Genomic DNA, 13,977 nt, shown 5'->3' with positions numbered 1-13,977 from the left:
AAGATACAGTAACTGAGGAGGAGCGCGCCGGGCGTCCCTTACGTCGAATCGTGTCTTCGGCCATGTGGCACCTTATTCCTTCCCATTGACGTCATCATTTCTACTATTTCACCCTGCAGAGGGTCTCTGGCGCGAGCGGCAAGCCAAGCAACCACACCGTACTTCGCAAGTTTTCCGCCGAGAATGCTGCCGAACACGGCCAGCGGAGAGAGTTCTGCCAGCGCGACGAAGACGAGCGCCGGTGTTTGCGGCAGAGGTGACGCCGCGATTGCCACCAATGCAAGGAGCCCATAGTCCTCCGTATAGGCTGCAATCTGCACCCATCTGGCCGAGCGTGTGAGTTCGGGGAGATAGCCAAGCAATTTCTCCCAGCCGAGATGGTGGAAGACCACATAGAGCACGAGCGCCGCAGCCCCGCTGCCGACAGCGGCGCACAACGCGAGGGCCTTCCATCGCCGCGCGCTAAGCAGCACCGAAGCCGTTACCAGGGGGGCCACGGGGACACACATACTGAGCGTTGCGACGAAGGCCAGCCCACCGACCACGAAGGGATAAATTGCCTGGTCCGCCCGCGTCGCCAGAAATTCGAGGAAACTTGGAAAAACTAGCCGGCTGAGCTTTTTTGCATGCCTCGCATGCGCCGGCAGACGTCGGGCACTTCCGTTCCCCGATGACCTGGCCACGTGGCGTTCTGTATTCTCGGCCATGTAACTCTGCTCAGCCACCAACAGGCGCCGGTACATCCGTGGGTGATACCGACTGCGACGCGACGCGGATACCGGCCAGCTTCGTACGCTTGAGCAACAGCGCATTGATTGCGACCAGTGCGGAGCTGCCGGACATGGAAATTGCCGCAATCGCTGGACTCAGGGTGAATGGGTATAGGACACCTGCGGCCAACGGAAAGGCAATAAGGTTGTAGGCAACCGCCCACCAGAGGTTCTGGTGCATTTTACGCAGCGTAGCGCGCGACAGCTCAATGGCTCCCACCACGTCGAACGGGTCGCTCTTCATCAGAACAATGTCGGCGCTATCCATTGCCACGTCAGTGCCAGCGCCAATGGCGAATCCGACATCGGCCTGCGTCAGCGCAGGTGCGTCATTGATACCGTCCCCCACCATACCAACCTTCTTGCCCTGCGCCTGTAGTTCCTTTACCTTCTCAGCCTTTTGCCCAGGCAACACGTCTGACAGCACTAACTCAATGCCCAAGTCAGCCGCAATGCGCTCGGCAGTGGCCTTGTTGTCCCCCGTCAGCATCGCCACCTGCACGCCGCGCTCGCGCAACTTCTTGATTGCTGCAGCTGAGGTCGGTCTCGGAGCATCGGCGATGGCAATCAGGCCAATCAGTCTGCCGCCATGCGCAACATGAATGACCGTTCTGCCAGCTCCTTGCATCAGGTCGGACTTCTCAGTAAGGCCGTTCATATCTACGCCGTAAGTAGCCATGAGCTTCCGATTACCGAGGAGCGCGGGCTTCCCGTCGATGTCGGCTGTGGCCCCCATGCCATCGACATTTGTGAAACCGGTGGCCACGGGCCTCGCCAGTGCACCGGCACGTTTGAGGATGGCCTGGGCGAGTGGGTGTTCCGACGCTTGCTCGACAGAGGCGGCCAGCCCGAGCATGGCGTACGCGTCCACTTCCGGCGGCGCGAAGATTTCCACGACCTCCGGTTGCCCCATAGTCAGGGTGCCAGTCTTGTCGAACACAACGACATTCAGCTTGGTCGCTTCCTCCAAGGCTGAGGCATTCTTGAACAAAATGCCGTTCATCGCGCCAAGGCCTGTTCCAACCATCACCGCCATCGGGGTCGCCAACCCGAGCGCATCGGGGCAGGCAATGACGAAGACCGTAATCGTGAGCGTCAGGGAGAACAGAACGGTCTGGCCTAACCACCAGTACCACACGACGAACGTTGTGATGCCGATGGCAAGGGCCGCGAGCACTAGCCATTGAGAGGCACGGTCGGCCAATAGTTGTGCTGGCGCTTTGGAGTTCTGCGCCTCCTGCACCAGCTTGACGATTTGCGCCAGTGCAGTGTCACTTCCGACTCTGGTCGCCCGATAGCGAATGCTGCCGCTCTTGTTAATCGTCGCGCCGATGACGCTGTCCCCCGGCCCCTTCCTCACGGGTAGAGACTCGCCGGTCAACATCGATTCGTCCACTTGCGAGCTGCCGTCGATGACCTCACCGTCAGCCGGAATCTTGCTGCCTGGACGGATGATGACGACGTCCCCCAGCTTCACTTCCGCAGTCGGAATTTCCACCTCTCGACCGTCACGCAGTACCGTAGCCTTGGGGGGAGCCAGGTTCATCAGTGAACGGATAGCGTCCGATGCACCGGCACGGGCTCGCATCTCCAGCCAGTGTCCCAGCAGGATAAATACCAGCAGGACGGCCGAGGCTTCATAGAACTGCTCCCCGGTAAAGAAAAAAGTCGCCCCGACGCTGAACAGATAGCCCGTTCCGACGGAAAGGACAACCAGCGTGGCCATGTTGAGCGTTCCGTCCTGGAGGGCGCGCCACGCAGACACGAAGAAGGGCCAACTCGGGTACAGGATGGCTGCGCTCGCCAGCAGGAACAGCCACTGGTTCATGCCCAGGCCGAACGGCGGAGCTGGCATGGGAATCTGCATCCCCATCGGCGCGTAGAGAAAGATGGGAATCGTAAAGACCAGGCAAATCCAGAAGCGGTTTCGCATATCGCGAACCATCCCGGTCATGTCCATGCCGGCGCCATGTCCCATGTCGTGGGCCATCTGGTCATGTGTCGCGTGGGCCTGCGCTTTCGCCGCGTGGACATGGTCCTCGTGTCTGCCGAGCGCTGCCAGCCTGGCTGCTGTCCTGGCTGGCCTGCTATCAACTCCCGTCGCAACGGCTGCCGGAGGGTCTTCCGGGGTGCAAATATGCCGTGGCACCAGTTCGCCATGGCAATGATGGCCGCACTCGTCCAGCCTTGCCTTGATTTCACTCAGGCTGGTTAGTGCGTCGTCGTACTCAACAGTCGTGCTGCCCGAAACACAGTTGACCTCTGCCTTGACGACACCGGGCAAGCTGGTGAGGCGCTTCTCCACCCCGTGAGCGCTGAGAACGGAAAGGAGGCCTCCAACTTCAATGATGCTGGTCTTCATCTCATCCATCCACGTAGTTCACAGGTCTCATTGGGCTACCGGTTCACTTCGCAATCGCCCCGCTCAGCAGATGTTGCTCCGCGTAAGGGAAGACAACTTCAGGATTAGGCCGAATCAGCTCATCGTCCTTGTCCGCATAGTGCAGGCGCGTCAGCAAATCCTTGATGACACTGAGGCGCGCGACGCGCTTATCGTCGGCGCGCACGACGTTCCATGGCACGATGTCGCTGGTCCGAGCAAACATCTCATTGCGAGCCTTGCTGTACTTCTTCCACAGTGCCACCGCCTGCTCGTCAATGGGACTGACTTTCCACTGCTTTAGCGGGTCTCGGCGGCGCTCCTCGATGCGCTTTTTCTGTTCGGGCTTGCTGATGTCCAGGTAGTACTTGATAAGACGAACTCCCGAGCGCACCAGCATCCCTTCGAACTCCGGAACGCTTGCCATGAACTCCTCAACCTCGGCGTCGGTGCAGAAGCCCATCACGCGTTCCACGCCCGCCCGGTTATACCAACTGCGATTGAAGAGGGTGAACTCGCCGGCGGCCGGGAGTTCGGCTGTATAGCGCCGGAAATACCATGAGCCTCGGTCACGGTCGGAAGGCTTCCCAAGCGCGACAACGCGGGTTTCACGCGGGCTGAGATGTTCGACAATGCGCTTGATGGTGCCGTCCTTCCCAGCGGCGTCCCTGCCTTCAAAAATCACCAGAATCCGGTCGCTGCAGGAAATGAAGTGCTTTTGTAGCTTGACCAGTTCGATTTGAAGCAGGTGGAGATTCTCCTCGTAGGTCTCATGGGAGATGGCGCTTATCTCGGTAGTAGCGCTCTTGCTACTTGCCTTCGTTTTCATGGTTCACCTTCCGAGAATTTGGCGCCTCTGGCGCGGCTGGGTGGGACTTCCCAGAGGTCAGCGGGGTGACTTTTTCGGAGAGCAGCAGCTCCAGGGTAGACCGGTCTACGACCTCCTGTTCGAGAAGTAGCTTCGCCAGCGCATCAAGCTTGTGCCGATTCGCCAGCAGCGTCTGCTTCACCCGCTGGCTCGCGTCACCGAGAATCTTTCGGACCTCCGCATCGATAGTCCGGGCGGTTTCCTCGCTGTACTCTTTCCGGTCACGAGGCATGACGCCCGCGTCGTTGAAGAGCGGATTCCGCATATCCTCGTAAGTGGCAAGCCCAAGCTGCTCGCTCATGCCAAACTGCGTAATCATTTGCCGAGCCATGTCGGTGGCACGTTGGAGGTCGTTCTGTGCCCCGGTTGAGACGTCTCCATAGACAAGTTGCTCGGCCATGCGCCCGCCAAGCAGTACATCGAGCCGGTCAAGCAGTTCACTCTGCTTCAGGAGATAGCGGTCTTCTGTCGGGGTCTGCTGGGTGTAGCCCAGGGCGGCTACGCCTCGCGGGATGATGGAGACCTTGGAGACCCGGTCGGCACGTGGCCGCGATTCCGCCACGATGGCATGGCCGGCCTCGTGGTAGGCAATGGTTTCCTTCTCCTGCGGATTCATTACGCGATTCTTCTTCTCGAGTCCGCCCACGATGCGGTCAAGTGCCTCATCGAAATCTGTCATGTCCACCGCATCCTTGCCCTTGCGGGCAGCGAGAAGCGCGGCCTCATTGACGAGATTGGCGAGGTCGGCGCCAGCAAAGCCAGGTGTGCGGGCTGCTAGCTTCGTCAGCTCGACAGTGGGTGCAAGGACGACATTCTTGACGTGTACCTTGAGAATCTGCTCGCGACCCTTCAGGTCAGGGCGGTCCAGCGCGACGTGGCGGTCAAACCGCCCGGGGCGCAACAGCGCGGGGTCCAGGATTTCAGGCCTATTGGTGGCAGCCATGATGATGACGCCCTTGTTGGTATCAAAGCCGTCCATTTGGACCAGCAACTGATTCAGCGTCTGTTCGCGTTCGTCGTTGCCGGACACCGCGTTGAGCGCCCGGGTCTTGCCGAGCGCATCCAGTTCATCGATGAAGATGATGCAGGGGGCCTTGGTTTCGGCCTGGCTGAAGAGGTCGCGAACACGCGCTGCACCAACGCCGACAAACATCTCCACGAACTCCGAGCCGCTCATGCTAAAAAATGGAACGCCGGCTTCGCCCGCGACCGCCTTAGCCAGCAGCGTCTTGCCGGTGCCCGGTGCCCCAAGCAGCAATACCCCTTTGGGAATCTTGCCGCCAAGGCGCCGGTAGCGCTGGGGGTCTTTCAGGAAGTTGACGATTTCTGCGAGCTCTTCCTTTGCTTCGTCGATGCCTGCAACGTCGGCAAAGGTCACGCCTGTTTCTTTCTGCATGTAAACCTTGGCCTTGCTTTTGCCAATTTCCATCATGCCGCCGGCGCTAGCGCCTACTCGTTTGATGAGAAAGCTCCATATGGCAAAGAACAGCAGCGCGGGGACTATCCATGACAGCAGAACGCCAATCCATTTGTTGTCTGCTTGGCCCACGAAGCGCACTTTTGCCGCTTCGAGTTCCTGGACCAGATTGGGGTCATTGACGCGGACTGCCGAGAATGCGTGGTCTCCCTTTCCCTGCTGCAGCATTTCGTCGACCTGTTGCTTGGGAAGTAGATTCTCGATGCCATCGGTGCTCAGCGTTCCGGTGATGTCACCCTCCCCGAGGGTGACATTTTTGACCTTGCCAGCCTTCAACAAGACCTTGAAATCACTGTACGGCAGCGTTTCGACGTGAGAGGGAGGGAAGACGCTCTGAAAGATAAGCATCGCCGTGACCGCCGCGAGTATGTACCAAAGGGAAAACTGTTGACGCGGTTCCATGGGGGCCTTTTCATCTTGTGGTCAATCAAAAGCTCGGCGACCAGTGCTGTCTGCACGACCACCGAGCCCATCCGGCGTCAACAACGAGCCGGCTTTACACCAAGGGTTCAGACCCTGGTGAGAGTTCCATTACCGTCAATGCCATCTGTGGGTCAGCGGTCACTCCTGAGGGTGTTAAAGAGCCAGGCAAAGAAACTGCCGGCGGCAAAAAACCAGACTGCAAACACAATGGCCGGGTAGATGACTGACCACCAGGACACCGATTCGCCAGTCTGCAGGCGTCGGAAATCAAGCCCGTGAAAAAGCGCGTTCATGAAGTTCATGAAGGGCTCGGGGGCTGCCATCCAGACGAGCGTGCATAAGGCATAGAAGAGCACGACCGTAGCTGACAACGTCACACCAGTTTTGAAGGGATTCATGGCAGCCTCCAATTGCAACGGCTTCCAGCCAAGCCTCAGTGAGGCCTGGTCCGAGGCGTCTCCCCATCTCCAAAGTGCGGGATGAAACCAGGAGTTCTGCGCCGGTATGCCTCATATTCCTGTCCAAATTCCGCCAGTGCGTCCCGCTCCTCGGCTAGGGCAAGGCGAACGTACATCCAGACCAAGATGGGGAACATCGCCAACGTGAGTATCGTGGGCCATTGCAGCAGGAATCCCGACATAATCAGGATGAACGCCACATACTGCGGATGCCGCATACGAGCGTAGAGCCCAGTGGTGGCCAAGGTGTGTTCCTGCTGAGCCTTGTACAAGACTCGCCACGCCGCAGACAGCATGAGAAATCCGCCGAAAATCAGGATGTCGCTGGCGATGTGGAAGGGTCCCAGGTGGGGATTGCCCTGCCAGCCGAAAATCATCTCCGGAAGATGGCCGGCATCATGGGACAGGAAGTCGATTCTGGGAAACTTTGCAGACAGCCATGGCAACAGTAGATAGATGGTCAGGGGAATCCCATACATCTCGGTGAAGAGCGCCACGATGAACGCCGAGAAGGCTCCAAAGGAGCGCCAGTCCCGAGCAGTCTTCGGTTTGGTAAAGCTGAACGCAAAGATGAGGAACACCGCCGAGTTAATAATCACCAGCGACCACAGGCCGTAGCCGTTTTGCGCGTTGTGTTCCATCATCGCTCTCCCTTTTGGCCCATGTCGTTTCGCTCGTCGCGCTGCCCGTGACCGTGGCCATGGCCGTGATGCATGAAGAAATGCATCAACGGGCACGCTGCCAGGAGCAGGAACGGCAGGAACTGAATGACGTGCGCCCGGTGCTCCGTCCAGAGGAAGTAGCCAATCACCAAGAGAAAGCCAATCGAGACCAGCCTGGAGCGAGAAATCTTCCGCTCCGTATCGTCTGGATGCTCGTGACTGCTATGTTGGTGATTCATACCTGCCTCCGACTCGGGAATTGTTTAGCAGCAACCGTGGTGGTGGTGCCGATGAATGTACCGTGAGGGGTCTTGTCGAAATACCGTGCGCGACGCTTCGGATTCGAAGAAGAAGGTGTGTCCCTCAAAGTTCGCCGTAATGGCGTGCGCGGTTTCCACCTTATTGCCGGTGACGGGGTCACGGGCAGCGGAGCTGTACTCCTGCGTTGTGTAGCGTTGCGCACCGTTGATTGGTTCGATGGCTCGTGAATCGCTGCCACGCTATCAAGGTCACGATGCGAATTCGCTAGGCAGGAGCCACGTCAGATTCTGCGAGAGCCAGTTCATGGTGAAGTCCTCCTCGTCAAGGATTGCCTCTGGCCTTGCGCTCGCGCTCCACGGCCTGTTGAATGTCACATTCGCACTGACGGGAAAGCCGCCAGCTGACCCACACTACGACGACTGGGCAGGAGAGTAGAAGAATTGCGACCAGTAGCGTGAGTGGTGATATACCGAACCAGTGCACGACGACGATGGCAAGCAGCGTTGCTAGCGCCGCGCAAATCCATGCGACAGTATGTTTCATATCACCTCCCTACTGGCCTGGCCAATCCGTACACGCTTGAGCAACGCGGAATTCGCCACGACGCTCAATGAGGACAGCGCCATGGCCGCTGCCGCAAAGATGGGGTTCAATAGTCCGAACGCAGCAACTGGGATGCCAACGGTGTTGTAGATGAACGCCCAGAACAGGTTCTGCTTGATTTTGCGCATCGTGGCACGCGAAAGCTCGATGGATGCCACCACATCACGGACGTCGTCGCGGATGAGGATGATGCTTCCCGTCTCTTTGGCAACGTCCGAGCCAGAGCCGATGGCAATACCGATGTCCGCCGCTGCGAGTGCCGGTGCATCATTGACGCCGTCACCTACCATCGCCACGACTTCGCCCTGCTTCTGCAAGGCCTGAATGGTTTCGACCTTGTCTTCCGGCATGACTTCAGCAATCACTTTGTCTATGCCGACTTGCCGGCCGATGGCCTCCGCCGTCCGACGGTTGTCCCCGCTGAGCAGCACCACTTTGATGTTGCGTGCCCTCAAGGCGCCGACAGCCTCGGTGGCCTCTGGCTTCACCGTATCGGCCACTGCGACTATGCCACGCAGCGTGTTACCAGCGCCTACCAGCATGGCGGTCTTCCCGTCGGCCTCGAGCCTTTGCAGCACCGACTCAGCGTCACAGGTCGAAATTCCCTGGCGCGCAAACAGCCGTCGATTTCCGAGCCAGGTCTGTTGCCCGTCGACCTGCCCCTGTATGCCCATACCAGACAGGGCGGTGATGCCGGTTGCCTTGGGAATGGCGAGGCCGCGATGTTGGGCAGCCCGCACGATGGCTTCGCCCAGAGGATGTTCAGACCCGCTTTCGACGGCGGCAGCCAAGGTCAATAGCGTCGATTCCTCATGGTTCGACAATGAGATGACATCGGTGACGGTCGGCTCGCCTCGTGTAATCGTACCCGTCTTGTCAAAGACAACTGCTGTGAGTTTCTCGGCCCGCTCCAGTACTTCGCCGCCGCGTATCAGGATGCTATTGTCGGCGCCCTTTCCCACACCGACCATCAGGGCGGCAGGTGTCGCAACGCCCAAGGCGCATGGGCAAGAGATAATCAGAACTGCCACAAACGCGAGCAGCCCATGGGGGAAGTGCCCCGCGACGCTCCAACCCACCAGGGCCAACATGGCAACGGAAACCACGGCGGGCACGAAGTAACCGGTGACCTGGTCCGCCAGCCGCTGAATCTGCGCGGTACTGGCCTGGGCGTCCTCGACCATCTTGATAATCTGGGCGAGCGCGGTATTGGCGCCAATCTTTGTCGCCTGGAACGTAAACGCGCCGCTGCGGTTCAGGGTGCCGCCTATGACGGCAGTACCAGGCTTCTTCTCAACGGGCATCGACTCGCCGGTCAACATTGACTCGTCGATGCTGGACTCACCCTCCATGACCTTGCCATCCGTGGGAATCTTCTCCCCCGGGCGCACGACAACCGCCTCTCCGACCATGATGCTTTCGGCCGGGATTTCCACTTCCTTCCCATCACGCAACACATGCGCGACGGCCGGACGGAGGTCGAGCAGGCGCCGTACCGCTGCCGACGACTTCTTCTTGATAATTTCCTCCATGTACTTGCCAAGTAGCACGAAGGCAATAATTACCGCCGACACCTCAAAATAGACGTCCCGCTCCTCGACCTTGACCGGCAGCCAGGCTGGAAAGAACAGCACCACCACGCTGTAGAAATACGCGATGGACGTCCCCAATGCGATGAGGAAGTCCATGTTGATGTTGCGGGTTCGGATGGCGTTCCACGCGCCCTTGTAGAAGCTCCAGCCGCCAATGAACTGCACTGGCGTGACCAACAAGAACAGCCACATGCCCCACGTGAACCAAGGCAGAGCCGGAATCGGTGCCCACGTCAGCAGGGTGGCGCCGGCTGCCAGGGCCAGGAAGGCACCCGCTCGCAGCACAGCAAGCGCGAGGACGCCCGTGAGGGCAATCGTCACGCGTGTCTTCATGGCCTTCAACTCGCTCTCTGGCGATTCGAAAGTCCGTAGGCAACTCTCGCTGCAGAAGTAGTACTTGCGGTTGCCACGCTCGGCGGACAGGGCCGTCGCCTTGTCCACCATCATTCCGCAAATGGGGTCCTTGGCGGTTTGCTTGGCACCGGCGGTGGTCGCTGGGAGTACGGCCGTGGGGGGCGGAGAAATGCTTGCGCCCCCTGGGGTATCTTCGGCGAGCGGCGGCCGAATGTATCGGGCCGGGTTGACGAGGAACGCCTGTTGGCAGTGGCTGGAGCAGAACCAATAGCGTTTGTGGTCGACTTCCGCACTGGCGGCCGCTTCCCCGGGAGAAACTTCCATGCCACAAACAGGGTCGCGCACGTTTTGCTGGCGAGCAGTATCCAGGTGACTTGTCGGTTGGGGCGCGTGCCCACCCATGATGGTGGATTCTTCTCCAACCGTAGGGGTAGCGGACCTGGTCGACATGCCATCCTCCTCGGGGCGATTGGCGGCTGGAAGGCAGGATTTACCTCAATAGTCTCGTCCTTCGGGGAACTTGCTTATTGACGTCAATCAAGGAATGCGAATTGCCGCGCCTTCTCAAAGAGGGCGATGCTCGAAAATGGTGCCTTAGTGATGGCTGCCGGCAGGCGAGAAGGCCTTAGAACACGGGAATCGTCCCTGTCGCCAGTTCCCTGACCAACGTGGGAAGGTTGGCCAGCTGCTGCCGGAGTAGCTCACGGATTTCCTGTTGCTGAGTCGGCGAGAGCCCCTGTTCGGCTACAACATCGATGGCTGCCAGTTGCGGCTGGTCGATTGGGCGGCCGATGCCGGACAGCAGCCGCACCACAACCTCGTTGACGCCGTCCATGTCCGCCGCGATGCGCGCAGCCAACCGGTGGGCGAGCACGTTGTAAAGCTTGCCAACATGCGATGCCGGGTTCTTTCCCGCTGCTGCTTCCAAGGACATTGGCCGATACGGGGTAATCAAGCCGTTGACCCGGTTTCCACGACCCACCTGGCCGTCATCGCCATGCTCCGCGCTCATGCCTGTGACGGTCAGGTAGATTCCACTTTCATTACTGGCATCGCTGTCGTCCAGGGTATTGATGGCAATCTCAACCGCCGGTTCGATGCGGTCCGTAAGGTATGACGCAATCTGGCCCTTCACAGTGAAGTATTCATCGACCGCGCGTATATAGCGGTCAACAAACGCCAGCGCGATGGTGAGACGGTGATGCCCATCGAGTCGACTGCCCATGACTTTGAAATCATGTCCGGCCGCCTGAAAAGAAGCCTCAAAATCACTTGAGCGGAGTAACTGCGAGGCTGAGAGCACAGCCTTCTCGAGGCTGGAAAGTGGCGCATACCCGATGCCGAAAGAAGTGTCATTCGACAGCGGGACGGATGTTGTGCCAGTGACGCGCCGGAGGTTTGGGGCCGAAGGGCGGAGTATGGGCTCTACCCGGATATCGTCGCCGGCCCTGCCTAAGCAGGCCACGAAGTAGTCGCGAATGGCCTGCTCAACGATTTGGTCAGCCTTGGCAGATGGCAGTTCGGTGACAGGGCCCGAGACCATCAACCGCATCGGGCGCAGGAGTTGCCCGCCACCGAATTTCGGCGCACTTATGCCGCCAATGAGTAGCGCCTTGTCGAGGTTGAAATGCTGGATTGCGCCATAAGCCTCAAGGTACGCGCGACACAGGGCATGGGCCGCAGCCTCGACGGCGCCGTCGCAAAGGCTGTCCGGGTGTCCGACGCCTTTGTGCTCGCACATCTCAGTTTGTCCCATCCACTGCAACGGCGCAGTTGAGACGGAAATCGCAATGTTCTCGGCGGCCGGCATCACTCACCCCAATCACAAAGGCACCATATCGCCATTCTATGTAGCCACGCCCATGGTCGCCCCGGCGTCCGCCGCCGCTGTTGAGGCAAATCAAGCAATCGGCCTTTCGCGCGACCTAGGATGTGTGATGAAAACCCGATTTGCGATGGGCGTACCCTCACTTAAATGCCGGGACCGCAGGCGCTGGCAGCAAAAGGAAGGAGAAGTCTCGTGCGAAAGCTATGGTTGGTACTGGCGGCAATACTCCTGATAAGTCTGATGGGATGCGGCTACAACACCATTCAAACTCAGGATGAACAGGTCAAGGCAAGCTGGTCGGAGGTGGTGAACCAGTACCAACGCCGTGCTGACTTGGTGCCAAACCTGGTGAACACCGTGAAAGGTTACGCCAGCCATGAGCGTGAGGTTCTGACGCAGGTAACTGAGGCGCGAGCTCGGGTTGGCACCATTCAGGTCACACCCGAGACCCTGAACGACCCGAAGGCATTTGCGCAGTTCCAGGCCGCACAGCAGCAGTTGTCCGGAACGTTGTCGAGGCTCCTGGCGGTTTCTGAAAACTATCCGCAGTTGAAGGCTGATGCTGGCTTCAGGGATTTGCAGTCCCAACTCGAGGGTACCGAGAATCGGATAACCGTCGCGCGAAACCGGTATATCCAATCGGTGCAGGCCTATAACGTGACCGTGCGCTCGCTACCCTCCAACCTGACGGCAATGGCTTTTGGCTACAAGGAGAAGCCCAACTTTACGGTTGCAAGCGAAACGGCGATAGCCAAGCCACCCCAGGTTGACTTCGGTGGGGCTCCCGCCAGCGCGCCTGGGGGTGCCAAGTGAAATGGCTTGCGGTTGCCAAAGGCTTGTTCCTGGTCTTGCTCGTTTCGGTGTCTCTGGGCGCTGCGGCGGACATCGCCGTTCCCGCCCTCACGGCCCGCGTAACTGACCTGACCGGCACGCTGACAAGCGAACAGCGGGCTGCCCTCGAACAAAGGCTGCAAGCCTTCGAGAGCGAGAAGGGAAGTCAGATAGGCGTGCTGATGGTTCCGACCACGCAACCCGAAGTCATTGAGCAATACTCCATCCGCGTGGTCGAGAAATGGAAACTCGGGCGTAAAGGAGCGGATGACGGAGCCCTGCTCATCATCGCGAAAGACGACCGAACGATGCGTATCGAGGTCGGTTATGGCCTTGAAGGTGTCCTCACCGATGCGATGAGCAAGCGCATCATCAGCGATGACATCGTTCCCCGCTTCAAGCAGGGGGACTTCTATGGCGGCGTCACGGCTGGCGTCGAACGCATTATTGGTGTCATCAACGGCGAGCCGTTACCCCCAACGAGGCGAACAAGAGGCGAGCGCGGCGATGACTCGGTGAGGCAATTCCTGCCGGTCATCCTAGTGCTGACGCTCGTAGTGGGCGGTGTGCTGCGTTCCCTCCTGGGCAGAGGACCAGGTGCCGTTGCCACCGGGGGCGTGGTCGGCATTATTGGCTGGGTACTTTCCGGAGCAATCGCCGTCGGCGTCATGGCTGGCGCTATCGCGCTCGTCTTTACGATGTTTGGCGGTTCCCATATGGGCTTTCGGGGAATCGGCGGCCGTGGCGGCTTCGGTGGCGGGTCTGGACGGGGCGGCTTCAGTGGCGGCGGTGGTGGCTTTGGCGGCGGCGGCGCCTCGGGAAAATGGTGATGGCGAACCTTCAGCGCATGGCGCGACATCTGCTGATGACGCACTGGCGAGTCAGGCGGACCTTCCCGCACGAAACCTTGCTCGCAATCGAGCAGGCCATCGCGACCAGCGAGTCTACTCACATCGGACAGCTGCGCTTCGCCGTAGAGGGGGCGCTGAGCTTTGCAGCGCTAAGCAAGGGGCTCACGGCGCGTGAGCGTGCCATCGAGGTTTTTTCGCATCTACATGTTTGGGATACCGAACACAACAATGGCGTCTTGATTTACCTGCTGCTGGCAGACCGCAGCGTTGAGATTGTTGCTGACCGTGGCATCCATGCGAGGGTGAAGCAAGAAGAGTGGGACGCCATTTGCCGGCAGATGGAGGACACCTTTCGCCGGAACGAGTTCAAGCAGGGAGTGCTTCGGGGCATAGAGGCCATCGGAAGCCTTCTGGCAACACACTTTCCCACTGGCGTTGGCGGCACGGATGAATTGCTCAACACGCCAGTGATTCTGTAGGTTGCGGTGAAGAGCCTGGTACAGGTGTGAGGTCCGTGGGGGAGCGACGTGTGTCGCATTCCAGACTCACAACGGTCATAGGATCGCTTTCGACAGATGACCGTAACTGGCCGAACTCGGTCAACCGCAGCAAGGCGGCA

12 protein-coding genes are annotated in these 13,977 nt (G+C 59.4%); 3 read left to right on the top strand and 9 right to left on the bottom strand.

Annotated features, from left to right (window positions below):
* Nucleotides 1–38: 38 nt before the first annotated feature.
* The 9 genes from BKK80_RS36565 to BKK80_RS22050 all read right to left on the bottom strand — a co-directional run bounded on the left by BKK80_RS36565 (nucleotide 39) and on the right by BKK80_RS22050 (nucleotide 11,658).
* Nucleotides 39–707: a hypothetical protein gene (locus BKK80_RS36565; RefSeq protein WP_157903300.1), complete on the bottom strand. Its 669-nt coding sequence runs from the start codon at nucleotides 705–707 to the stop codon at nucleotides 39–41.
* Between the two features lie 10 nt (nucleotides 708–717).
* The gene (locus BKK80_RS22085; RefSeq protein WP_071073201.1) at nucleotides 718–3,132 is read right to left on the bottom strand and encodes a heavy metal translocating P-type ATPase; all 2,415 of its coding nucleotides are present in this window, start codon (nucleotides 3,130–3,132) and stop codon (nucleotides 718–720) included.
* Between the two features lie 43 nt (nucleotides 3,133–3,175).
* Nucleotides 3,176–3,979: a polyphosphate kinase 2 gene (ppk2, locus tag BKK80_RS22080; protein ID WP_071019705.1), complete on the bottom strand. Its 804-nt coding sequence runs from the start codon at nucleotides 3,977–3,979 to the stop codon at nucleotides 3,176–3,178.
* Nucleotides 3,960–5,897 carry an ATP-dependent zinc metalloprotease FtsH gene (gene ftsH, locus BKK80_RS22075; protein WP_071071278.1) on the bottom strand — a complete coding sequence of 646 codons (1,938 nt, stop codon included), beginning with the start codon at nucleotides 5,895–5,897 and terminating at the stop codon, nucleotides 3,960–3,962. Before ftsH ends, ppk2 begins: the two co-directional genes overlap by 20 nt.
* Nucleotides 5,898–6,049: 152 nt before the next feature.
* A complete protein-coding gene (locus tag BKK80_RS22070) occupies nucleotides 6,050–6,316 on the bottom strand; it encodes a DUF5676 family membrane protein (RefSeq protein WP_071071274.1) in 267 nt (88 codons plus the stop codon).
* A gap of 35 nt (nucleotides 6,317–6,351) precedes the next feature.
* Nucleotides 6,352–7,017 carry a methyltransferase family protein gene (locus BKK80_RS22065; RefSeq protein ID WP_071019714.1) on the bottom strand — a complete coding sequence of 222 codons (666 nt, stop codon included), beginning with the start codon at nucleotides 7,015–7,017 and terminating at the stop codon, nucleotides 6,352–6,354.
* Entirely contained in the window at nucleotides 7,017–7,277 is a 261-nt protein-coding gene (locus BKK80_RS22060; RefSeq protein ID WP_071019716.1) for a DUF2933 domain-containing protein, read from the bottom strand. The genes BKK80_RS22065 and BKK80_RS22060 overlap by 1 nt, the downstream gene beginning before the upstream one ends.
* Nucleotides 7,278–7,838: 561 nt before the next feature.
* Nucleotides 7,839–10,298: a heavy metal translocating P-type ATPase gene (locus tag BKK80_RS22055; protein ID WP_157903299.1), complete on the bottom strand. Its 2,460-nt coding sequence runs from the start codon at nucleotides 10,296–10,298 to the stop codon at nucleotides 7,839–7,841.
* 175 nt (nucleotides 10,299–10,473) lie between these two features.
* The gene (locus BKK80_RS22050; protein WP_084545689.1) at nucleotides 10,474–11,658 is read right to left on the bottom strand and encodes a methionine adenosyltransferase; all 1,185 of its coding nucleotides are present in this window, start codon (nucleotides 11,656–11,658) and stop codon (nucleotides 10,474–10,476) included.
* Nucleotides 11,659–11,916: 258 nt separating this feature from the next.
* Between BKK80_RS22050 and BKK80_RS22045 the strand changes: the two genes are divergently transcribed.
* The 3 genes from BKK80_RS22045 to BKK80_RS22035 are packed head-to-tail and all read left to right on the top strand — an operon-like array spanning nucleotide 11,917 to nucleotide 13,837.
* Nucleotides 11,917–12,489 (top strand): LemA family protein, encoded by a 573-nt coding sequence (locus BKK80_RS22045; RefSeq protein WP_231908247.1) that lies wholly within the window; start codon nucleotides 11,917–11,919, stop codon nucleotides 12,487–12,489.
* The gene (locus tag BKK80_RS22040; protein ID WP_071019724.1) at nucleotides 12,486–13,337 is read left to right on the top strand and encodes a TPM domain-containing protein; all 852 of its coding nucleotides are present in this window, start codon (nucleotides 12,486–12,488) and stop codon (nucleotides 13,335–13,337) included. Before BKK80_RS22045 ends, BKK80_RS22040 begins: the two co-directional genes overlap by 4 nt.
* A complete protein-coding gene (locus BKK80_RS22035; protein WP_071071266.1) occupies nucleotides 13,337–13,837 on the top strand; it encodes a TPM domain-containing protein in 501 nt (166 codons plus the stop codon). The genes BKK80_RS22040 and BKK80_RS22035 overlap by 1 nt, the downstream gene beginning before the upstream one ends.
* Nucleotides 13,838–13,977 lie beyond the last annotated feature (140 nt).

The sequence above is a fragment of the Cupriavidus malaysiensis genome (assembly GCF_001854325.1).
Taxonomy (GTDB): domain Bacteria; phylum Pseudomonadota; class Gammaproteobacteria; order Burkholderiales; family Burkholderiaceae; genus Cupriavidus; species Cupriavidus malaysiensis.
The sequence above is the reverse complement of the archived record's forward strand: the minus strand, read 5'-3'. Positions and strand labels throughout refer to the sequence as shown.